Annotated in this window: 22 protein-coding genes and 3 tRNA genes; 10 read left to right on the forward strand and 15 right to left on the reverse strand. The window is 65.5% G+C overall.

The genetic code is table 11. From position 1 onward, the window contains the following. Positions 1-86: 86 nt before the first annotated feature. From GUV69_RS12045 to GUV69_RS12055, 3 genes are read left to right on the forward strand one after another with little or no spacing between them, the layout of a single operon-like run. Positions 87-803, forward strand: a complete 717-nt coding sequence (locus tag GUV69_RS12045; protein WP_164202626.1) for a CoA transferase subunit A — start codon at positions 87-89, stop codon at positions 801-803. A 28-nt stretch (positions 804-831) separates the two neighbouring features. Continuing rightward, a complete protein-coding gene (locus tag GUV69_RS12050; protein WP_164202628.1) occupies positions 832-1,503 on the forward strand; it encodes a CoA transferase subunit B in 672 nt (223 codons plus the stop codon). Then, complete coding sequence (locus GUV69_RS12055; protein WP_164202630.1) at positions 1,500-2,684, forward strand: acetyl-CoA acetyltransferase; 1,185 nt, start codon at positions 1,500-1,502, stop codon at positions 2,682-2,684. The genes GUV69_RS12050 and GUV69_RS12055 overlap by 4 nt, the downstream gene beginning before the upstream one ends. A gap of 86 nt (positions 2,685-2,770) precedes the next feature. Here the strand turns inward: GUV69_RS12055 and GUV69_RS12060 are convergent, their stop codons facing one another. Both GUV69_RS12060 and GUV69_RS12065 read right to left on the reverse strand, forming a co-directional pair. After that, entirely contained in the window at positions 2,771-3,424 is a 654-nt protein-coding gene (locus GUV69_RS12060) for an ankyrin repeat domain-containing protein (protein ID WP_244292707.1), read from the reverse strand. 76 nt (positions 3,425-3,500) lie between these two features. Next, on the reverse strand, positions 3,501-4,112 hold the full coding sequence (locus GUV69_RS12065; RefSeq protein WP_164202632.1) for a GlcG/HbpS family heme-binding protein: 612 nt from the start codon (positions 4,110-4,112) through the stop codon (positions 3,501-3,503). Positions 4,113-4,387: 275 nt separating this feature from the next. On the opposite strand from GUV69_RS12065, the gene GUV69_RS12070 reads away from it, so the two are divergent. The 3 genes from GUV69_RS12070 to GUV69_RS12080 all read left to right on the forward strand — a co-directional run bounded on the left by GUV69_RS12070 (position 4,388) and on the right by GUV69_RS12080 (position 6,677). Further along, the gene (locus GUV69_RS12070) at positions 4,388-5,626 is read left to right on the forward strand and encodes a sensor histidine kinase (RefSeq protein WP_244292708.1); all 1,239 of its coding nucleotides are present in this window, start codon (positions 4,388-4,390) and stop codon (positions 5,624-5,626) included. Then, the gene (locus GUV69_RS12075) at positions 5,623-6,249 is read left to right on the forward strand and encodes a response regulator (RefSeq protein WP_164202636.1); all 627 of its coding nucleotides are present in this window, start codon (positions 5,623-5,625) and stop codon (positions 6,247-6,249) included. The genes GUV69_RS12070 and GUV69_RS12075 overlap by 4 nt, the downstream gene beginning before the upstream one ends. A 224-nt stretch (positions 6,250-6,473) precedes the next feature. Beyond that, complete coding sequence (locus GUV69_RS12080) at positions 6,474-6,677, forward strand: cold-shock protein (RefSeq protein ID WP_013599688.1); 204 nt, start codon at positions 6,474-6,476, stop codon at positions 6,675-6,677. Between the two features lie 97 nt (positions 6,678-6,774). Here the strand turns inward: GUV69_RS12080 and GUV69_RS12085 are convergent, their stop codons facing one another. Further along, on the reverse strand, positions 6,775-7,908 hold the full coding sequence (locus GUV69_RS12085; protein WP_244292861.1) for an acyl-CoA dehydrogenase family protein: 1,134 nt from the start codon (positions 7,906-7,908) through the stop codon (positions 6,775-6,777). Positions 7,909-8,083: 175 nt separating this feature from the next. Here GUV69_RS12085 and GUV69_RS12090 point away from each other — a divergent pair, with 175 nt between their 5' ends. The 3 genes from GUV69_RS12090 (at position 8,084) to GUV69_RS12100 (ending at position 11,725) form a co-directional block, all read left to right on the forward strand. Beyond that, a complete protein-coding gene (locus GUV69_RS12090; protein ID WP_164206506.1) occupies positions 8,084-9,877 on the forward strand; it encodes an AMP-binding protein in 1,794 nt (597 codons plus the stop codon). A gap of 80 nt (positions 9,878-9,957) precedes the next feature. Beyond that, positions 9,958-10,764 carry an exodeoxyribonuclease III gene (locus tag GUV69_RS12095; protein WP_164202640.1) on the forward strand — a complete coding sequence of 269 codons (807 nt, stop codon included), beginning with the start codon at positions 9,958-9,960 and terminating at the stop codon, positions 10,762-10,764. A 34-nt stretch (positions 10,765-10,798) separates the two neighbouring features. After that, positions 10,799-11,725 carry a DUF8083 family protein gene (locus GUV69_RS12100; protein ID WP_164202642.1) on the forward strand — a complete coding sequence of 309 codons (927 nt, stop codon included), beginning with the start codon at positions 10,799-10,801 and terminating at the stop codon, positions 11,723-11,725. A gap of 55 nt (positions 11,726-11,780) precedes the next feature. Here the strand turns inward: GUV69_RS12100 and GUV69_RS12105 are convergent, their stop codons facing one another. The 12 genes from GUV69_RS12105 to GUV69_RS12160 all read right to left on the reverse strand — a co-directional run bounded on the left by GUV69_RS12105 (position 11,781) and on the right by GUV69_RS12160 (position 19,504). Further along, positions 11,781-12,833, reverse strand: coding sequence for a LacI family DNA-binding transcriptional regulator (locus GUV69_RS12105; protein ID WP_164202644.1), 1,053 nt, complete (start codon positions 12,831-12,833; stop codon positions 11,781-11,783). A 141-nt stretch (positions 12,834-12,974) separates the two neighbouring features. Continuing rightward, positions 12,975-13,952, reverse strand: a complete 978-nt coding sequence (locus GUV69_RS12110; RefSeq protein WP_164202646.1) for a carbohydrate ABC transporter permease — start codon at positions 13,950-13,952, stop codon at positions 12,975-12,977. Further along, positions 13,949-14,914 (reverse strand): carbohydrate ABC transporter permease, encoded by a 966-nt coding sequence (locus GUV69_RS12115; protein ID WP_164202648.1) that lies wholly within the window; start codon positions 14,912-14,914, stop codon positions 13,949-13,951. Before GUV69_RS12115 ends, GUV69_RS12110 begins: the two co-directional genes overlap by 4 nt. A 93-nt stretch (positions 14,915-15,007) precedes the next feature. Continuing rightward, positions 15,008-16,351, reverse strand: coding sequence for an ABC transporter substrate-binding protein (locus GUV69_RS12120; RefSeq protein WP_164202650.1), 1,344 nt, complete (start codon positions 16,349-16,351; stop codon positions 15,008-15,010). Positions 16,352-16,595: 244 nt separating this feature from the next. Continuing rightward, complete coding sequence (locus GUV69_RS12125) at positions 16,596-17,207, reverse strand: hypothetical protein (protein WP_164202652.1); 612 nt, start codon at positions 17,205-17,207, stop codon at positions 16,596-16,598. Next, the gene (locus GUV69_RS12130) at positions 17,204-17,776 is read right to left on the reverse strand and encodes a DUF6286 domain-containing protein (RefSeq protein ID WP_223884020.1); all 573 of its coding nucleotides are present in this window, start codon (positions 17,774-17,776) and stop codon (positions 17,204-17,206) included. Before GUV69_RS12130 ends, GUV69_RS12125 begins: the two co-directional genes overlap by 4 nt. 74 nt (positions 17,777-17,850) lie before the next feature. After that, positions 17,851-18,231, reverse strand: a complete 381-nt coding sequence (locus tag GUV69_RS12135; protein WP_164202656.1) for a hypothetical protein — start codon at positions 18,229-18,231, stop codon at positions 17,851-17,853. After that, positions 18,228-18,419, reverse strand: a complete 192-nt coding sequence (locus GUV69_RS12140) for a hypothetical protein (RefSeq protein ID WP_164202658.1) — start codon at positions 18,417-18,419, stop codon at positions 18,228-18,230. The genes GUV69_RS12135 and GUV69_RS12140 overlap by 4 nt, the downstream gene beginning before the upstream one ends. Beyond that, the gene (locus tag GUV69_RS12145; protein ID WP_164202660.1) at positions 18,416-18,922 is read right to left on the reverse strand and encodes an Asp23/Gls24 family envelope stress response protein; all 507 of its coding nucleotides are present in this window, start codon (positions 18,920-18,922) and stop codon (positions 18,416-18,418) included. The genes GUV69_RS12140 and GUV69_RS12145 overlap by 4 nt, the downstream gene beginning before the upstream one ends. 220 nt (positions 18,923-19,142) lie before the next feature. Next, a tRNA-Phe gene (locus GUV69_RS12150) sits at positions 19,143-19,218 on the reverse strand. A gap of 48 nt (positions 19,219-19,266) precedes the next feature. Further along, positions 19,267-19,340 (reverse strand) — tRNA-Asp (locus GUV69_RS12155). 91 nt (positions 19,341-19,431) lie between these two features. After that, positions 19,432-19,504, reverse strand: a tRNA-Glu gene (locus GUV69_RS12160). A 168-nt stretch (positions 19,505-19,672) separates the two neighbouring features. On the opposite strand from GUV69_RS12160, the gene GUV69_RS12165 reads away from it, so the two are divergent. Beyond that, positions 19,673-20,707 (forward strand): PHP domain-containing protein, encoded by a 1,035-nt coding sequence (locus GUV69_RS12165; protein ID WP_164202662.1) that lies wholly within the window; start codon positions 19,673-19,675, stop codon positions 20,705-20,707. Positions 20,708-20,712 lie beyond the last annotated feature (5 nt).

Raw genomic sequence — 20,712 nt, forward strand, 5'->3', positions numbered from 1 at the left:
GCCACCATAGGCTCCTGGATCAGGCCCGTTGTCCACAAAGTGGATATCACTGAGGCGCTCTGACCGCTCGATGACGAGGAGATGGAATGTCCAAACTTAAATCCAACGCCGCAGCTGCCCTGGAGGACCTGCTCCGGGACGGCATGACGCTCGCGGTGGGCGGTTTCGGCCTGAGCGGCATCCCGGCAGACCTGATCGAGGCGGTCCGCGATTCCGGCGTCCGCGAACTCACTGTCGTCTCCAACAACATGGGGGTGGACGGCAAAGGCCTGGGCATCCTGATCGAAGCCGGCCAGGTCCGCAAGGTCATCGCCTCCTACGTCGGGGAAAACAAGCTCTTCGCCGAGCAGTACCTCGCCGGAAAACTCGAGGTGGAGTTCACCCCGCAGGGCACCTTGGCGGAACGCCTCCGCGCCGGCGGCGCCGGCATCCCCGCGTTCTACACCAAAACCGGCGTGGGTACACTGGTTGCTGAAGGCAAGCCGCTGGCAGAGTTCGACGGCGGAACGTACGTCCAGGAGCGCGCCATCCGCGCCGACGTCGCACTGGTTCATGCGCACACTGCCGACACGGACGGGAACCTGATCTACCGCTACACCGCCCGGAACTTCAACCCGGCGGTGGCCACAGCGGGCGCCGTCACCATCGCCGAAGCGGAAGTCATCGTGGCGCCCGGTGAACTCGACCCCAACCACATCGTCACCCCGGGCGTGTTCGTCCAGCACCTGGTGCAGGCAACTGACCGGGTCAAGGATATCGAGCAGCGCACCGTCCGGCCCCGCGCCGAACTCGCATCTGCATAACCCCCTGAATCTACCTAAGGAGAACCCCATGGCCTGGACCAGGGATGAAATGGCTGCCATCGCGGCCGAGGAACTGAACGACGGCGACTACGTGAACCTGGGCATCGGCATCCCCACACTGGTGGCCAATAACCTGCCCGAGGGCATCCGCGTGGTCCTGCAGAGCGAAAACGGCCTGCTGGGCATGGGCCCCTTCCCGTATGAAGGCGAGGAAGACGCCGACCTCATCAATGCCGGCAAGCAGACCGTCACCGTGCTCGACGGCGGCAGCATCTTCGACTCCGCCACGTCCTTCGGCATGATCCGCGGCGGCCACGTCAAGGTCGCCATCCTGGGTGCCATGCAGGTCTCCGGCAACGGCGACCTCGCCAACTGGACCATTCCCGGCAAGATGGTCAAGGGCATGGGCGGCGCCATGGACCTGGTGGCCGGCACGCCGCGCGTGGTGGTTCTGACTGAGCACAACGCCAAGGACGGCACGCCCAAGATCGTCACCGAATGCACCCTGCCGCTCACGGGACTGAGCTGCGTGGACCGGATCATCAGCGACCTCGCGGTCTTCGATGTTGTGAAGAACGACGGCGGCGCACGCCAGCTCACGCTGACCCGCCTCGCGCCGGGCGTCACGGTGGCCGAGATCCGAGAAAAGACCGAAGCGGCGTTCGATATTGCCCTCGCACTGGAAGGAGCCACGGCATGAGCCTGCAGAAACAGTTCGGCAAGGATGTCCTGCTCACCGGTTGGGGCCACAGCCGGTTCGGCAAACTGACGGACGAGACCCTCGAATCCCTGATCGTCCAGGTGGCCACCGAGGCCATCAGCAACGCCGGCATCGAGGCCGGAAAGATCGACGAGATCTACCTGGGCCAGTTCAACTCCGGCATGATGCCGCTGGCGTTCCCGTCCTCCCTGGCCCTGCAGGTCTCCCCGGACCTGGCCAACGTCGCCGCCACCCGCGTGGAAAACGCGTGCGCTTCCGGTTCGGCTGCCTTCCAGCAGGGCACCAAGTCCCTGCTGGCCGGCACCGCGAAGACCGTCCTGGTAATCGGCGCGGAGAAGATGACTCACGCCGGGGCCGACGTCGTGGGCGCCGCCCTCCTCGGCGCTGATTACGACATGGCCGGCCAGACCTCCACCACGGGCTTCACGGGCCTGTTCGCCGACGTCGCGAAGCACTACCAGAAGCGCTATGGCTCAGTGTCGGATGTGCTGGGGACCATCGCGGCGAAGAACCACCGCAACGGCGTGGACAACCCCTACGCCCAGCTCCGCAAGGACCTCGGCGAGGACTTCTGCCGCACCGTCTCGGACAAAAACCCCATGGTGGCCGATCCGCTGCGCCGCACCGACTGCTCCCCCGTGTCCGACGGCGCCGCCGCAGTTGTGCTTTCCGCCTCGCCAACGGGCGGGGTGACGGCGCCGGTGCGGCTGGCCGGGTTCGGTCACGCCAACGACTTCTTCCCTGCCGAACGCCGGGATCCCACGGCGTTCGCGGCCACGCGCATGTCCTGGCAGCGCGCCCTGGCGATGGCCGGCGTCGGGCTTGACGACCTGGACTTTGCCGAAGTCCACGACTGCTTCACCATCGCCGAACTGCTGATGTACGAGGCCATGGGCCTGACTGAACCTGGCCAGGGTTCCCGTGCCGTGACCGAAGGCTGGGTCTTCAAGGACGGCAAGCTGCCCGTCAACGTCTCCGGCGGGCTCAAGGCCAAGGGCCACCCCGTGGGCGCCACCGGCGTATCGCAGCACGTCATCGCCGCCATGCAGCTCACCGGCACCGCCGGCGACATGCAGCTGGGCCGCGCCCGGCGTGCGGCGGTGCAGAACATGGGCGGCGTAGGCATCGCCAACTACGTCAGCGTGCTCGAAGCCGTGTGAGCCCACCACCATCGGTTGCTCCGTAGTGGCCGTTTTGAGCAGTCAAAAGGGCCGTTACGGAGCAACCGATGAACCCACCACCTCGGCTAGCGGGCCCGGATCAGGTCGGCGATCTCCACAAAGCCCAGACGCTCGGCGTTCTCCAGTGCGGTCCGGCCCTCAGGATCGCGGATATCGGGGTCCGCGCCGGCGTCGAGGAGCAGCCGCACGACGTCCTGCTGACTGGGCCCGCCGTTGTTGAGCAGGATGGCCTCCTGCATGGCGGTCCAACCAAGGTTATTCACGTGGTTGACCGGTACACCGGCGGCCAGGAGGATGCGGACCGTCTCTACATGGCCGTGTTCGCTGGCCGGGATCAGCGCCGTACCGCCGTAGCGGTTGGTGCTGGCGACGTCAGCGCCGGCTGTCAGTGTCAGCTGGAGCACCCCGTTGAACCCCTCGGCTCCGGCGTAGAGGAACGCCGAGTCCTGAAGGGCGTCCTTCGCATTTACATTGCCGCCCCGGCCGATGAGCTCGCGCACCAGCGCCGCGTTGTTCGCTTTCGCTGCGGCGATCAGCTCCTGGTCCAGCTGTGCCCGGGCGTCGGCGGACAGCGGCGGTGGCGGGTTGGAAGCGGGCGGAGCTGTCGGGGCAGGAGGCGGCGGTGCGGGGGCAGCGGGGGTGTCCAGAGCGGTGGATGGCGGCGGCTCCGCCCCCGGCGGCTCACCGGGGCCCGCCTGGCACGCTGTCAAGAACACCACAAAGCCACCCGCCAGAGTAAGAATCGCCGCTTCCCGCGCTTGGCGCCATGGCCTGGACCACCTCATGCAGCCGAGCCTACTTGGCTGAGCCGGCGGCCGCTGCCGCAATTGCCTCGGCGCCGGCGTTGGCGCAGGCTTCGTCCAGGGTGCCGTCCGGCGCACCCCCCACTCCGATGCCCGCCACAGATACACCGTTGACTTTCAGCGGCACGCCGCCGGCCAGGAACAGGGTGCCGGGCAGGTCCGCGATCCCGGGCCCGGTGCCGTTGATGCGCTTGGCCAGTTCGCTGGTTGGGGTGCCGAAGGCGGCCGCGGTATAGGCCTTCTGCTTCGCTGCCTCAATGGTGTGCTCGGCGGCGTTGTCTCCCCGCAGGAGGGCCTGGACCGTGCCGAACCTGTCTACAAGGGCCACCGTGACGAACGGCAGTTTGTCCGCCTGGCATTTGGCGAGGGCTGCCCGGACGGCGTCCGCGGATGCGCCCACGGTGATGCGGTTCTGCGTCACCACTGTTGCCGCTGACTGCGGGATGTCGGCGGCGGGAACGACGCCGGATACTGCGGCCGAAGCGGGCACGGCAGCCTGCGCAGCCCCTTGGCTGGTCCCGGCGTCGGCCGCGGCGGTGAGGCCTCCGGTCAGCAGCAAAGCTCCGGCGGCGGCAGCGGCAGCAATCTTGTTGGTCTTCTTCACGGGGGCTCTCCTTGATTGTGGGTTTGGGTGGCGCGGCAGGACCGTCGTCCGGGTCCGGCTGCGGCCTCATCTCCATCCTGCCCAGCCCCCGCCGTGCCAGGCATCAGGCGTTCGGCTGCGGTCCGGTCACCCGAACGGCCAGCGGTATCAGCCAAAAGACTGAGAGACCAGGAACGGCGCGGGCAATAGCATGGGATGAGCATTCCCCTGACCCGAAGCCGGACCACATGCCCTCCCCAGAATCCCCACGTGAACCCCTGCCTGTTGAACCGGTGTTGCCTGCTAAACCGGAGCTACCTGCCCTTCCTGCCGGACCTGCCCTGCCTGCGCTGCCCGGCGCAGTCCAGGGGCGGTTCGAGGTGATCCAAACCGCCGTCCACGTGGGCTTCGCGGTTCTGCTCGTCGCGTCGGCTGTTCGCTACGCCATGCGGCACAGCGTTGAGGACAATGTTCTGGTCCTGGGGCTCGCGGGAGCAGTCTGCGCTCTGTACGCCGTAATCGCTGTCCTCGCCCGGCAGGGACGCCCCTGGGCAGTCTGGATGCTGGTCTTTGTGGCCGTCTGGGCAGTCCTGGTCATCGCGGCACCCAGTTTTGCGTGGTGTTCGTTTGCGATCTTCTTCCTCTGCCGGACAGCTTTTACGGGTGCTGTGGGCTACGTGGCGGCAGGTGCGACGGCTGCCGCCACGGCAGCGGGGCTGTTTCGCCTCAGCGGTTGGACAGACCTCGCGATGCTGCTGGGGCCGCTCGCCGTCGGCATAATGCTGACGCTGATCTATGACCGGCTCGAGCATGACGCGGCCGAACAGCGGCGGCTTCATGCCGAGGTATCGCTGGCACAGGGACAGCTGGCGGCCAGCGAACGCCGGGCGGGAACCATCGCCGAACGCGAGCGGGTGTCGCGAGAAATCCACGACACTGTGACGCAGGGCCTGGCCAGCAGCCTGCTGCTCCTGGAAGCAGCGGACCGGTCCTGGCCCGGCCCGGGGTCCCGCCAGGAGCTTAACCAGGCCACCGAACTGCTGCGGCGGAACCTTTCCGAGACCCGCAGCCTGGTGCACGAGCTCGCTTCCCCAAAGCTTGACACGTCACCGCTGCCCGAAGCCCTGCACCTCGCTGCCTCGCAATACGTCCCGCACACGCGGCTCTTGGTCACCGGCGAGCCGCGCCCGGTGCCGGCAGAAGTCCGGCACACCCTGCTGCGGGTGGTCCAAAGCGCGGCAGCGAACATCCAGCAGCACGCAGGCGCCGCCACCACCACACTGACGCTGGGTTTCCTTCCGGACTCCGTCACCCTGGACATCTACGACGACGGCAACGGGTTTGACCCGTCGGCGGCAGCACCGCCGTCGGACGCCGGAGGCTACGGGCTGCGGGCCATGCGCCAGCGGGTGGAGCAGTTGGGCGGAGTATTCTCGGTGGAAAGTACCCCCGGCGAAGGGACCATTGTGGCCGCCCAAGTGCCGGCCGTGCAGCCGGAGCCGCCCCTGCAACGGATAACCCGGGCAGACGCATGACCGGTATCACCGTCCTGCTCGTGGACGATCATCTGGTGGTCCGAAGCGGGCTGCGGGCACTTCTGGGCACCCAGCCGGACCTCGAGGTAGTGGCTGAAGCCGCCTCCGGCGAGGAAGCCCTGGACCTCGTGGAACACCTCGCGCCCGCCGTGGTGGTGATGGATCTGGCCATGGGCGCCGGAATGGACGGGATCGAGGCCATCCGGCTGCTGCGGCAACGCAACAGCCGGCAGGCAATCCTGGTTTTCACCACCTACGATTCGGACGCTGACATCGTCCGTGCGGTGGACGCCGGCGCCATGGGCTACCTCCTCAAAGACGCAAATCCGGACGAAATCTTCGCGGCAATCCGGGGCGCTGTCCAGGGCCGAAGCGTGATGAGCGCCCCCGTAGCCTCCCGGCTCTTCCAGCAGCTCCGCAACCCCGACGAAGTCCTGACGCCCCGGGAAGCGGAACTGCTGAGCCTCCTGACCGAAGGGCTCAGCAACCGCGAGCTGGGCCAAAGGCTGTTCATCTCCGAAGCCACGGTCAAGACCCATCTGGCGCATATCTACGCCAAGCTCGGCGTAGAGACCCGCGCCGCGGCCATCGCAACGGCCATCCGCCGGGAGGGCATGCGCTAGCCGGCAGTCACGGCCAGGACAGTCCGGAGGCCGGCTGATGGCTGATTTCGGCGGTCCGCAACGGCCCGTCATGCAGAGACTATTCAAAAACAGGAGTGACAGTTGATGACCGCAGCTATTGCACGGCCACCGCGCACCCCCTAGGTTTGAGAGAGCGGACCACAGTCTCCGCATCTGCCTGCCGTCCGAGCAGGACCAGAAAAGGGTTACAAAGGAAGTTAGCAATGGCAACAGGCACAGTAAAATGGTTCAACGCTGAAAAGGGCTTTGGCTTCATCGCTCCGGACGACGGATCCGCCGATGTTTTCGCGCACTACTCCGCAATCGCCAGCAGCGGCTACCGCTCGCTGGATGAGAACCAGAAAGTCGAATTCGATGTGACCCAAGGTCCCAAGGGCCCGCAGGCAGAGAACATTCGCCCGCTGTAAGGTTCTGATCAACTGCCCTGACCGTGCTTCCCAGCATGGCCAGGGCAGTTTTTTGTTGCGCGAAATCCAGGGCTGCGTGTTGCCAGAACGAACGCCGTCAGACGAATGCCGATTTGCCGGTTACCGCCCGGCCCACAATAAGCGAATTGATTTCATAGCTGCCTTCGTAGGTGTAAAGGATTTCGGCGTCGCCAAACAGCTTTCCCATTTCATAGTCCGCGCTGATGCCGTTGCCGCCCAGCAGTGATCTGCCCATGGCCACCGAGGAGCGTGCCAGGCGGGTGCACGTGGACTTGGCCATGGCGGCCTGGGCCATTTCCAGTTTGCCGTCCGTCTGGATCCGGGCCAGCTGGGCCATCAGCGCCAGTGAGGCCGACGCATTGCCCAGGATCTCCGCCAGCTGCTGCTGGACCAACTGGAATCGCGCCAGTTCCTTGCCGAACTGCCGCCGTTCCAGGGCGTAGGCACGGGCGATGTCGAACGCGGCCAGCTGGATGCCGGCGCCCTGCCAGCCCACCCATGCCCGGGAATCCCGCAGAAGGTCGTTGGCCTTGGTGAAGTCCGTGGCGCCCGGCAGCAGGTTTGACGCCGGGATCCTGACGTTGTCCAGCACGATGTCGGCGTTCTGCATGATCCGCAGGCCGATCTTGTTCGCAATCTTGGTTGCTACGTAGCCCGGACGGTCCGTCTCCACAATGAAGCCCTTGATCTGGCCGTCCGCCTGGTCGCGGGCCCACACCAGGGCAAAGTCCGCAATGGTGCCCGCACCGATCCAGCGCTTCGCGCCGTTGATCACCCACTCGCCGCCCTCCAGCCGCGCGGAGGTCTCCAGTCCGCCGGCAATGTCCGAGCCGTGCTCCGGCTCTGTCAGGGCGAACGCCCCCAGCTGGGTGAACGTGGCAAGGCCCGGCAGCCACCGCTGCTTCTGTTCCTCGGATCCCAGCGAGTCGATCATGCCCACGATCAGTTCGTTATGGATCCCCACGAGGGCAGACAGCGAAACGTCCGCCCGGGCCACTTCAACGTACATCAGGCCTTTGAAGAGCTTGGAGGTGCCATCGGTCTGCAGTGTCCCCAGCCCCCGCTTGCCCATCTCGGCCAGCAGGCCGAACGGAAATTCCTCGCGGTTCCAGTAGCCAATGGAAGCAGCCCGGACCGTGGACTGAAGGAACGCGCGGATGTCCAGGTACCGCTCCCGCTCGGCGGCCGGGAGGAGGTCCACGACGTACATCAGGTCGGCATCGGGGAATGGCGGCGGGCCTGTTACATCACGGCCGGCCTCACTGTCACGTCCTTGTGGCTGCACGGGTCTGCGTCCCTTCGGTCTTCCAAACTCTTGGATGTCCTAGTATATTGCACAGGGTTGGATATCAGTGATCAGCATCACGTGGCGAAAGGTCTCCCCGTTGTCAGTGACCGATGATTTCCGCGAAGCACGGGACCACCTGCTGGCCCTCCGTTCCGACTACCACCGGGCCCGGCGGGAGTTCGAATGGCCCCGGTTTTCGGAGTTCAACTTCGCGCTCGACTGGTTCGACCAGATCGCCGCCGACCCGGCCAAAGCCAACAACCCGGCCCTGGTGATCGTGGAACAGGACGGCTCGGCCACCCGCAGGACCTTCGCTGACCTCGCCTCCCGCTCCAACCAGGCCGCCAACTGGCTGCAAAGCCAGGGTGTTCGCCGCGGCGACCGCATGATCGTGATGCTGGGCAACCAGGTGGAGCTCTGGGAACTGATGCTCGCCGGCATCAAACTCGGAATCGTCCTGATCCCCACCACCACCCTGATGGGTCCCGATGACCTGGCCGAACGGGTGGAGCGCGGCGAGGCGGGCTGGGCCGCCGTCGGGCATTCGAACCTCGGCAAGTTTGCCCGCGTTCCCGGCAACTACCGCCTCATTGATGTCGGCGGCCGCGGCGCGGCCAGCACCCCTGCGGCCTCCGCACCCGACGTCAACGCCACAGCCCTGCAGTACGCGGATTCGGCGACGGCGCCGGACACCTTCACGCCCGGCGCGCCCACCCGGGCGGACGAGACGCTGCTCCTGTACTTCACGTCCGGAACCACGTCCCAGGCCAAGCTGGTGGAGCACACGCACACGTCCTACCCGGTGGGTCACCTGTCCACGATGTACTGGATCGGGCTGGAACCCGGCGACGTGCACCTGAACGTGGCTTCGCCGGGCTGGGGCAAGCACGCGTGGTCCAATTTCTTTGCCCCCTGGATCGCAGAGGCGTGCGTCTTTGTCTACAACTATGAACGCTTCGACGCCCGCGCCCTGATGGAGCAGATGGACCGCGAGTCGGTCACCAGTTTCTGTGCCCCGCCTACGGTCTGGCGGATGCTGATCCAGGCGGACCTGAAGCTGCTGAAGACTCCGCCCACCAAAGTGGTCTCCGCCGGTGAGCCGCTGAACGCCGAGGTGATAGACCAGGTCAAGCGTGCCTGGGGACAGACCATCCGTGACGGCTTCGGCCAGACCGAGAGCACGGTCCAGGTGGCCAACACACCGGGCCAGCCGGTCACGGTGGGCGCCATGGGGCAGCCCCTTCCGGGCTACGACGTGGTGCTGGTGGACCCGAACTCAGGGGAGGAAGCGGACGACGGCGAGCTGTGCCTGCGCCTGGACCAGCGGCCCGTGGGGCTGATGAAGTCCTACTACGGGGACGCAGCGAAGACCGCGGAGGCGTTCCGGGACGGTTTTTACCACACGGGCGACATGGCCCGGCGGGACAAGCACGGAATCATCACCTACGTGGGCCGGGATGACGACGTCTTCAAATCATCGGACTACCGGCTCTCGCCCTTCGAACTGGAAAGCGTGCTCCTGAAGCACCCCGCGGTGGCCGAGGCTGCCGTGGTGCCGTCGCCGGATGCGCTTAAACTTTCCCTCCCCAAGGCCTACGTGGTCCTGGTGGCCGGGCTGGAGCCGGGGCCGGAGCTGGCCGAGGACATCCTGCGGTACTGCCGTGAACACCTGGCGCCCTTCAAGCGCATCCGCAGGCTCGAATTCGGGGCACTGCCCAAGACCATCTCGGGCAAGATCCGCCGCGTGGAGCTGCGCCAGCGGGAGGAAGCCAGGCACGGCTCAGGCACCGACGCAGCGGCGGGGAAGGCAGCCGGGAAGACGGCGGGAGAGGCGGCGGGCGGCTTTGGAATCGAGTACTCCGACGCTGATTTTCCCGGGCTGAAAGGCTGAAGGCTCCCCCGGCGGACTGTGAGCGAAGCGCCATCCCGGGGCTTTCCCCGCATCGGCGCCGCCAAGGTAAGTTAGGGACTGTGAAGATTGCTACCTGGAATGTGAACTCCCTCCGTGCCCGCGCCGACCGTGTTGAGGCCTGGCTGCAACGCAGTGACTGCGATGTCCTGGCGATCCAGGAGACCAAGTGCAAGGACGAGAATTTCCCGTGGGAGCTGTTTGAACGCATGGGCTACGAGGTGGCCCACTTCGGCGTCAGCCAGTGGAACGGCGTGGCTATCGCTTCGCGGGTAGGCCTGGAAGACGTGGAGCGCACGTTCCTGGACCAGCCCCCGTTCGGCAAGGAAGGCAAGGACCCCGTGCAGGAGGCCCGCGCCATGGCTGCCACGTGTGGGGGCGTCCGGATCTGGAGCCTGTATGTGCCCAACGGCAGGTCCCTCGACGACGAACACATGCCGTACAAAATCAAGTGGCTTGAATCTCTGAAGACCCACGCCCAGAGCCTGGTCAGTGCCGATCCGAACGCCCAGGTGGCCCTCATGGGCGACTGGAACATCGCACCCTTCGACGACGACGTCTGGGACATCGACCTTTTCGTCAATAACAGGTTCACCCACGTCAGCCCGCCCGAACGCGCTGCGTTCCACGCGTTTGAAGAGGCCGGGTTCAAGGACCTGGCCCGCGAGTACACCCCCGGGCCCGGCGTCTACACCTACTGGGACTACACGCAGCTGCGCTTCCCCAAGAAGGAGGGCATGCGGATCGACTTTGTCCTGGGCTCCCCCGCCCTGGCCGCCCGGGTCACCGGCGCGTCCATCGACCGCGAGGAGCGCAAGGGCAAGGGCGCTTCGGACCACGCACCGGTTTTGGTGGAGCTGGCCGACTGATGGCTGCTGCCGGGGCCCTGGAAGGGAGTCTGTCATGACGGGAAACCTCTACCGGGGCCAGGCCGGCCTGCCATTCTCCTCCACGCTCCGGGTCTACGAGCCGCTGGAAGCCTTCGCCGAAGGGCAGCGGGAAGCCATTCGGGCAGCCGGTGCACGCACGGCGTCCCGGGCCGCCGTCGAGAATGCTGAGCTGCTGGCCTCGCTGGGCCGGATCACCCGCCCCGGCGGGGACCCCTTCCCCACCGGGCGGACGGATCTGGTCCGGGTCACCACCGCGCCCGGCGTACCGCCCCGCCGGAGCCCGAAAACAGGGGCGCCCGACGCCGATGCTGCCGCCGGCACCGGCGACGAAGCGGCAGCCGATCGCATCCTGCTGTACTGTCCCAGCCAGCTGGTCCTGCGCGCCGGGCTCGCCGCCAACGCGCTGATGGAAGGCATCCACGGCCCCCTGGCTGAACTGCTGATTCCCGAGGAGCAGCGCGACAAACACCAGGAGCGGATCGACCAGGTCAAGGCCCGCGACGGCAGTATCCGGGTCCACACCCGCGCCTCCACGTGGGGCATTCCGTTTAGCTGGTTCTCGCTTTTTGCCGAGGGCGATCACAAGGACGTGGTGGAGGCCGGCGGCCGGATCCTTACCGTCAGGGTGTGGGCCCCCATCACCGATGCCATGGAACGGGCACGCTACGCCGTGGCAAACCTGGCCCTCGCCGCCCCGGACCTTGACATGCTGGATGACCTGGCGCAGCTGACGGAGTGGCTGGAGATGTTCCACGTCAATTCCATGGTGGAACTCGACTATGGCGCGGTCGCGGACAAGGTGTACCCGGACGAGTCGCCCATGGACATCCGGCTCGGCATCGAATGCCTGGCCGAGGGCGACATGACGGGTGCGGCGGCTGCCTACCGCCGGCTGGCCTCCCGCTGGATTCCCATCCGGCAGCTCGCCCGCGCGTCCTGACCGCACCGTTCCCAAACCCGGCACTCTCTGTCCCCTGCGCCGGCGGCGCGCTGCCTCAGGAAGGAGGCGGCGCCGTCGTGCTCCTGACAATAAGCTGGTGGGGCGCGACGGCGGAGCGCACCGCCCCGTGCATGCCGCTCAGTTCGTCAAGGAGCATCTTGGTGGCGAGTTCGGCTTGTTCGTCGGGCCGCTGGCCCACGGTGGTCAGGCCCATCGGGCCGGCGAAATCGTGATCGTCGATCCCCACCACGGAGAGGTCCCCGGGCACGCGGACCCCTGCCCGGGCGGCTTCGAAAATCACGCCCATGGCCATTTCGTCCGAGGCGCAGAAGATGGCGGTGGGCTTGGGTCCGGGCCTCGCCCACAGCCGCCGGAAGGCTTCCTGGCCGCTGCGGACCGTGAAGTCGCCCCACTCATCCCACTCGGGGCGGATGGGTAATTGTGCGGCGGCCATGACCTCCTTGAACGCCAGGATCCGGACCCGGGGAACGTCAAAGTTGAGGTCCGTTTCGTCGTCGCCATGCAGGAGCGCAATGTCCCGGTGGCCGAGGTCGATCAGGTGCCGGACGGCCGTAGAGGAGGCCGCGTAGTCGTCGATCCCGATGTAAGCGCATTCCTCGACATGGCCGCCCACCACGATCAGCGGGATGTCGATCTTCTGCAGGTGTTCCAACTCGTCGTGGGTCAGGGCCATACACAGGACCAGCAGGGCATCTATCTGCTTATAGACCATGGTCTTGCTGAAGAGGCGTTCCCGGTTGCTGCCGTGCCCGCCCAGGTTGAAGAGGGAGAGGTTGTACTGGCGGGCGTGAAGTTCGCGGTCCGCACCCTCGATGGCCTTGGAGAAGAACCAGCGGCTCACGAACGGCGCCAGCACACCGATGGTCCTGGTGCGGCCGGTGGCAAGTCCGGAGGCGGAGGAGGACGCCACGTAGCCCAGGGCACTGGCCACCTCCAGGATCTTTTCGCGCGTGGCAGGTGAGACCCGGGGCAGCCCGCGCACGGCCCGGGACACGGTGGCTGTGGACACTCCGGCGGCCGCTGCCACATCCTCGATGCTGACCCCGCTATGGCCGCCGCGTTGCGACCTTTCCGTACTGCGTGCCACAGTTTTCCCCTCATGGGCTCGTGCAGACTATGCAGTTCCCTGCGCTTACCCCCACGACATGATATTTGGCGGGTTCCTCCGGTTCATAGTGTTACCGGACCAATGTGGCCGGCACAGTTCCCTGCGCCGGCCACGGTGCTCTTAGCCCTTCAGTCCGCCCGCGAGCAGACCACGGACGAAGTAGCGCTGGAGGGCAAAGAAGACCACCAGCGGCGCAATGATTGAAACGAAGGCTGCTGCGGGGTTCAGGTAATCCCTGCTGCCACGGGTACCGGAGATCTCGGCGAGCCGCTGGGTGATCGGAGCAACGTCCGCCGTGCCGCCGGAAAACACCAGCGCAACCAGCAGGTCATTCCACACCCACAGGAACTGGAAGATGGCGAGCGAGGCCAGGGCGGGCACGGACAGCGGCAGGATGATCCGCCAGAAAATGGTGGTGTGGCCGGCACCGTCCACCTTGGCCGCCTCAATCACTTCACCCGGGATTTCCGAGATGAAGTTGTGGAGGAGGAAGATGCCCAGGGGAAGCCCGAACATGGTGTGGGCAATCCAGAGTTGGGCGTAGGACCCCGGCGGGATCTGGAGCACCTGCGTGAACAGCGTCAGCAGCGGGATCAGCGCCATCTGCAGGGGGATGATCTGCAGGGCGAAGACGAAGATGAACGCCGCCTCCCTGCCCTTGAAATTTCCCCAGGCAAAGATGTAAGCCGCCATTGAGGCAAGCACCAGCACAAAGACCGTTACCGGGATGACGATCGCCACGGAGTTGGCGAAGTACTGGGAAAGGTTGGCGGACTGCGATCCGGCAGCGGCCGTGACGTCAACGTAGTTCTTGAACGTAAAGTCCCAGTCGGTGAAGAAGTTCCACCAGCCGTCCGAGCGCGGTCCCACTTGTTTGGCCGCCGGGCGGAAGGAGGACACCAGGAGCCCGAACGTAGGCACCGTCCAGATTGTTGCGATGATCACGGCGGCCGCGGTGGCCCATCGTGATGTCAGCTTGGTTTTGACGCGCCGCATGATCGGCGCCGAATCCTCCGGCGAAACGGGACGGCCCTTGCTGGGGCGCGTCTGTGTCCGGGACGTGTTGGCGGCCTCATCCGGCGCTGGCATGACGGTCATCGGATTTCCCTTTGCTGACGGAGTACGCGGGCGTTGTAGACCACGATGGGCAGGACGAGGAGGAAGAGAACCAGGGCGAGCGCTGCGCCCCTGCCCGGTTCGCCGGCACGGAAGGCCTGGGTATACATCTCATTTGCCACAACAGAGGTTTCGTAGTTTCCCGCCGTCATGGTGCGGACAATGTCGAAGACCTTCAGGGTGGCGATGGTGATGGTGGTCAGCACCACCACCAGTGCGCCGCGGATTCCGGGAATGGTGACGTTCCGGAACTGCTGCCACGGGTTGGCGCCGTCGAGGCGGGCAGCCTCCACCAGCTCCATGGGGACGCCCTTGATGGCTGCGGAGAGGATCACCATGGCGAAGCCGGTTTGAATCCACACCATCACAATAATGAGGAAGATGGTGTTCTCGGGAGCATCGAGAAGGAACTGTTTGGGGTCCATGCCGAGGGCGACGCGGACTGCGTTGATAACGCCGGTCTGTTCGATGGCGGGGCCGCGGTAGTCGTAGACCAGCTTCCAGATGATGCCGGCACCCACGAAGGAGATGGCCATGGGCATAAACACCAGGGCTTTGAGGGCCTTCTCACCGCGGGCCTTATCAATGAAGACCGCGTAGGCCAGGCCAAAGCCGGTGGAGAGCAGGGGCACCAGGATTGTCCAAATGACCGTGTTGCGGAGGGTAACCAGCGCTTCCGGCTGGGTGAACATCCAGACGAAGTTATCCACGCCGTTTGGCTGGCCTGAAGCATTCGTGAATGCCAAAAACGACGTCTGTACGGCCGGGTATACGAGACCTACCAACATCAGGATTGCCGCCGGCGCCAGGAAGCCAACGATCGTTACTTTGTCTTTGACTGATTTGGGAGCCCTGTCCACAATCAGCATGATGAGCCCAATCAGTGCGGCAAAAACCGCTAGAGCTATTGCAACTTGAAGAAACTTTCCTCCAAGAAATTCCATTGCCCAACCTCCGAGGTGTGCGTGGATCAGATAGTGCGGAATCGACACCGCGCCCTTGGGACTGGAAGTCCCAAGGGCGCGGTGTGAAGGAGGTCAGCCCTTCGGCCAGCTGCTTTCGACGCTGTCGGCCACCTGCTGGGCCGGTGCGCCGTTGATCCATGCAACGATGCCCTTCCAGAAGGAGTTGGAGCCTACGGCGCCCGGCATCAGGTCAGAGCCGTCGAAGCGGAAGACCGTGTCCGGATCCTGCAGGAGGGCGATGGACTGCTTGTCGAGTTCCGTCTGCGCACTCGCGGGGTCCAGTCCCTTGTTGGCACTGATGACGCCGCCGAGCTTGACCCGGTTGTTGGCGAATTCTGCGCTGGCCAGGTAGGCCTGGAAGGCCTGGGCCTCGGGGGTGTCCTTGTAGGCGCCCACCATCTCGCCGCCGCCGGTGATGGCCTGGCCCTTGCTGGCGTCCGTGGGGGGCGTCATGAAGGCCCACACGTCACCGTCAGGAGCCACAACCGTGCCTTCCGGCCAGTTGGCGGCCTGGAAGTTGGCCTGGTGGTGCATGGCGCACTGCCCATCGAGGACGGGCTGGCCCGCCTGTGCGAAGCCGGTGCTCAGGATTGACCGTACGTCGCCGAAACCGCCGTTGACGTACTTGTCGTTCAGGAGGATCTCGCCGGTCTTATTCAAGGCATCCACGATCTTGGGATCGTTGAAGGGGATCTCGTGGCTGACCCACTGGTCATAGACCTCGGGGCCCTGGACGCGGAGGACAACATCTTCCACCCAGTCCGTGCCCGGCCAGCCGGTGGCCTCGCCGGATTCGAAGCCTGCACACCAGGGCTTCATGGTGCCGTCGTCGGCGATTTTGTCGGACAGCGTCAACATTTCGTCCCAGGTCTTGGGAACTTCCCAGCCCTTGTCCTTGAACGTGTTCGGGGCGTACCAGACGTAGCCTTTGACGTTCGCGAGCATGGGAGCCGTGTAGAAAACGCCGTCTACGGTGCCGTACTTCTTCCAGTCCGCGGACCAGTTCTTATCGACCAGGTCCGAGACGGCCTGCGGTGCGGGCTTCAGGTTGCCCGCCTTGGCCTGATCGGCCATCAGTCCCGGCTGGGGGAAGATGGCGATGTCCGGCGCGTTGCCTGCTTTGGCACGGACGCCGATCTGGGTCTCAAACTCTTTGCTGCCCTCGTACTTGATGGTGGCCCCGGTGCACTGCTCGAAAGGAGCAAACGCCGTTTCGAGGTTTGTGGCTTCGATGTCCACGATGGTGGAGTAGACCGAGACGGTCTTCCCTTCGTGCTTGCCATAGCTCTCGTACGGAGCGCAGTCGACGTCGCTGGTTTCCGCTCCACCTCCACCCCCCGAACTGCTGCACCCGGTCAGGGCCAGCGCCAAGGCTCCCGTAGCGGCTATCGGTAGCAGGTATTTGCGGTTTTTCATCAGCTGAGGACTCCTCGGTGAGTTACAGAAAAGGGTGCGATCCACGTTGTGGAACGGTGAGGCGTGGTATGAATCACAGACTAATTAAGGTCCCGGAAGAAATGCAAGCGTTTACACCGGGTCGTGTCCGAAAGGAGACATAACGATAAAAACGGCAGAGCGACGGCATGCAAAGGCGGCCCGGGCGCCGCAAAGCGCCTTCGGGAAGCATCCTGTTGGTAGCCGGGCGGGGGAGGTGACCGGGTTAACGGACGCGTTCGGCCCGGCTGAACCGCGTCCGCGCGCCGGCTCCGATGTGGATCAGGACCGGCGTCTGTTTCCCCACCACGGCGTCGAGGGCACCCACGAGGGCAGCGACTTCGGCCCCCAGGAGGTGCGGCGCGACTCCCTGGCGGGGCTGGAGCCTGATCTTAAGGGCCGGGTTGCCCTTGAACTCATACGTGGCCACGGTGGCACCTGCCAGATCCGGCCGTTCTGCCAAGGCGTGCTTCAAAGCCTGTTCCGCGACTCCGCCGCTGATCCGGACATCTCCGGGCACGGCACCTGGATCGAATTCGGCCACCAGCACGTTGCTGCGGCCTTTGCCCTGCTGGGCGATCCAGGCAACCATCAGCCCGATCAGGATGGCCAGCACGATGGCAATAACAATCCAGAGCCAGCTTTCCGGGCGGCCGGGAAAACGGGTGCTGTTGAACGCCTGGTTCACCCGGCTCCAGGTTGCGCCTGACCACGCATGCCACCACGCGCCGACAGCGGGAACCGAGGCGAGCAAGAGTAACAGGACGCCCACAGCGAGCAGTTTGAGTCCGAGGAGTCCGATCAGGATCCGGTTAAGGAGCGACGGTGTGCTGGTCATGCGCCAATCACTCCTGCGGTGGAAATGTTCACACGGACTTCGGGGACGGGATCCGGTGACATTTCCCGGAGTTCGTCCTGGACAGCGGCCAACACCGCATTCTCAGCCACCGGCACGCCTGAGGTGGGACGGACGTTGACAAGGACCTGGCGCTGGGACACCACCACCATCACCTGCTCCGGGGTGACGTTGGCGGCAATCCGTGCGCTGCGTGCCAGGGCCGATGCGATGACCTCGTCATCCGCCACAATCGCTGCGGTGGAGGAACCGCTGCCCTTCAGCACGTGCCGCGCGCGCTTACCCGGAAGCACGGCGTTGAGCAGGAAAAACAGGCCGATCATGGCTATCACGGCACCAGCGGCCCCGAGCAAGAGGGGCGGCACACCGGCAGGCAGGGCAACAATTCGTTCCGCTGCCAGTTGGGGTTCGATCAGCCACGCCGGCTGCCCAATGGCATGCACGGCTGCTTCGAGGAGCCCGTAGCCGGCCAGGCCCATCACCAGGACTGCGGCCACAACCGCCACCGCAGCACGCGAGGAATGCGTCTCCCGGTACAGCACACGGCGCATGTCCGGCTGCCTCCGAGCGGACGCTGGCCCGGACTCCGTTGGGCCCGCCTGGTCCTCGCCCGCTAGCTTGTGACTCATAGGACCCTGCCTCCCTCGCTTGGCTTGACGCCGCTGATCCGAATGTCCACCCTCCTGAGACGTGCCCCACTGAGGACAGTGACGGTGGACAGGATCCTGCTTTTGGCCTCCACGGTCCGGTCCCAAATGGACCCGCCGAAAGCGGCGACCTTGCCCGGATCCCGGAGCACCGCCGCCAGCGGCGGTATCCGGATAGGTGAGACGAGAGCCAAAGCAAGCAGCCCGTCGTCGTCCGCCCAGTCCGCCCGGACATCCTGGGCGTCCACTCCGAGGGCCTCGGCCGCCGCCGCCTTGGCAAGGCTGGTCAGGGCCTGCGTGCTGATGCGGTTATGCCCGCTCAGCACATGCGGCAGCCGGGAGGGCGCATCTGCAATCATGACGAGGAGCGCCGGCCAATGATGGCGTCCAGGACGCCGCGCAGGTCGAGTTTCCCTTCTGCAGCGCGGCCCAGGAGGGCGCCGATGGCCATAAAGAGGAGCGCAATCAGGAAGCCCCACAATCCGAACTGGAACGACATAAACGCCACGAACCCGCCTATGGCGATGCCCACAACGGTCAGGTTCACAGCAGTGCCTCCCTCTCGGTGCCCGCAGGAGCAGCCGACTTCGGCGGCGGCGCCACGTAGACATCAGTTATTTCGACATTTACCTCGATGACCTGCAGGCCCACGAGTTCCTCGACGGCGCGGTACACGGAGGCCCTGACCTGGTCAGCGAGGGAGTGGAGCGGTGTGCCGTACGAGGCTACAAGGCTGATGTCCACGGCCACCTGGGTCTCGCCCACTTCGGCACGGACACCGGCAGCATGGTCTGAGCTGCCAACGGCGTCCCTGATGGCTCCCAGCGCCCGGGACGGAACGGAGCCGAGGGAATAGACCCCGGGAACAGCACGGGCAGCGATACCTGCGACTTTTGCCACAGCGGTCTCGGCGATCACCGTACGGCCATGCCCTGGCACCGGCGCCTGGCCGGCGGCAAGCTGGCTGGCGGCAAGCTGGCTGGCCGGCACCTGGCTTGTGGCGAGCTCGCGCTCGAGGCCCGCGCTGGGTTGTGGGTTCTGGTATTCCATCAGACACTTCCCCCTTCTGTTGTTCCCAACACTATCCCCTGGCCGTGACAACGTGCAGGAATACCTTGGGGACACGGGAACGGCCGGGAGACACCCGTCGTCGCGCGTCCCGGAGTCCACGGCGCGTCCCCACCCCGGTTGCGCGTCCCGGGAGAGCTCCGGGAAAGAGTTCCGGGTTAAAGAAGAAAAGCACCAGTTCCGAAGAACTGATGCTTCCCAGTGGTGGCTCCGACCGGCGTCGATCCGGTGACCTTTCGATTTTCAGTCGAACGCTCTACCAACTGAGCTACAGAGCCTAGGTGACATGTCACCATGACCGCCGAAATTGCTTCCGACAACCAGAGCGACCCTGACGGGACTTGAACCCGCGACCTCCGCCGTGACAGGGCGGCGCGCTAACCAACTGCGCTACAGGGCCTTGCATTTCTTGCTTCGCAGTATGCCTACCGCGTTTTTTCAAGGCTTCCAGCTTACCAGACATTTTCTGCCTGCCAGACCAGTTCCTTGCGTACCCCCAACGGGATTCGAACCCGTGCCGCCGCCGTGAAAGGGCGGTGTCCTAGGCCGCTAGACGATGGGGGCCAGAACCCGTTCGGCACAAAAGAAAAGGCTTCGGGCCGAGGCCTTCAGTCTTTGTCGTTTCGTGTTTCTCCGAACTGGACTCTAAAACTATAGGGCCTCGGAGGGAATAATCCAAAATCGGCTCCCAAAGCCCTCAACGGAACGGCCGTAACAGGCGAAGATGGACAGATGGATGCCGTCGCTGCGCTCAATGAGATCGCCTTTTGGCTGGAGCGCGGGCGCGCTGCCACCTTCAAGGTCCAGGCCTTCCGGAAGGCAGCCGGCGTGATCGCGGGCCTCGATCCGGCCGAGGTGGAGGCCCGGGCCCGGGACGGCAGGCTCAAAAGCATGAAGGGCATCGGCGACAGGACGTACCAGGTGGTCCGGCAGGCAGTGGACGGCGAGGTGCCCGACTACCTGGCGGACCTGAGGCAGCGCGGGTCGGAGCCGCTGGCAGACGGCGGGGCAGAGCTCCATGCAGCCCTGCGCGGCGACCTCCACAGCCACAGCGACTGGTCCGACGGCGGCTCCCCCATCCCGCTCATGGCTGAGGCTGCACGGATCCTGGGCCGCGAATACCTGGCCCTGACAGACCATTCGCCGAACCTGACCATCGCCAATGGGCTCAGCGTGGAGCGCCTCACCGAACAGTTGGACGTCGTCGCGGAGCTTAATGCCGGCAGTAAGGACGCCGGCGACACAAACGGTTTCCGTCTCCTGGCCGGCATCGAAGTGGACATCCTGGAATCCGGCGAACTGGACCAGTCCCCGGAAATGCTCGACCGGCTGGACATTGTGGTGGCCAGCGTGCACTCCAAACTGCGCGCGGACCGGACCACCATGACGCAACGGATGCTCGGAGGCATCAGGGATCCGCACACCAACGTGCTGGGCCACTGCACCGGGCGTCTCGTCGAAGGGGGACGGGGCACCCGGCCCCAGTCCGAGTTCGACGCTGGAAAGGTGTTCGCTGCCTGCGCCGAAAACAACGTGGCGGTGGAGATCAACTCGCGGCCCGAGCGGCAGGACCCGCCGGATGACCTGATCCAGCTTGCGTTGGAGGCCGGGTGCCTGTTCTCCATCGACAGCGACGCCCATGCCCCCGGGCAGCTGGACTTCCTTCAGTACGGCGCCGCCCGCGCCGCCCTGAATGACGTGCCGGCCGAGCGCATCGTGACGACCTGGCCCCTGGACCGGCTTCTGCAGTGGGCCGGGAAGGCCTGACGCAG

The organism is [Micrococcus luteus] ATCC 49442 (assembly GCF_010367585.1).
In the GTDB taxonomy this organism is placed as follows: domain Bacteria; phylum Actinomycetota; class Actinomycetes; order Actinomycetales; family Micrococcaceae; genus Arthrobacter; species Arthrobacter luteus_A.